This window comes from Methylobacterium sp. 001424705 (assembly GCF_059816145.1).
In genome coordinates, this window is record NZ_JCBANU010000094.1 from 1 (window position 1) to 585 (window position 585).

Below are 585 nucleotides of genomic sequence, written 5' to 3' on the forward strand. Positions count from 1 at the left end.
TGGATGAGCCTGCCCTGGGTCGCCCTTGATCCTTGGTGGGACCAGGCACGATCATCGGTCCCAACGGTATGCTGCGTAGGCGGTGTCGGCCCATACGTCGCTCGCCGTGTTGGTCGCGTCGAGGACGTTGGCCAGTTATGCCCCGTCGTGGGCGGCCGCGCTGGTCACGGTGAAGCGCCGGACGAACCCGTGCTTGCGGTCGATCGAGACGTGGGACATGTCGCCGAACATCGGAACGGCGATTTCGACCTTGGCCTTGGTGCCGTCCGCCTTTGCGGGCCGCGCCTTGGCCCGCTTCAGGGGCCAGCGGGCATCGCGGTCTCATCTCGCGCGAGCTTTTTTGGTTTGGCCGCCCACGCGTCAGGGATCTTGTCCTCCCTGAGAGCCGCCTTCTCCGCATCGGTGTTGCGCTGACGCGGAGCCGCGATGATCGAGGCATCGATGATCTGCCCCGACATCGCGAGGTAACCCTTACCCTTCAGCCAGGCGTCGAAGGCGGCAAACAGTTCGTCGATCGCGCCGGCCCGGGTCAGGTGCTCCCGGAACAGCCACACCGTCTTGGCGTCGGGCACGCCATCCTCGAAA

At 66.0% G+C, this 585-nt stretch carries 1 pseudogene; it reads right to left on the reverse strand.

The features are described 5' to 3' along the window. Nucleotides 1-296: 296 nt before the first annotated feature. Nucleotides 297-585, reverse strand: a pseudogene (locus tag AC6EUL_RS22905) (IS5/IS1182 family transposase); the annotation flags it as partial.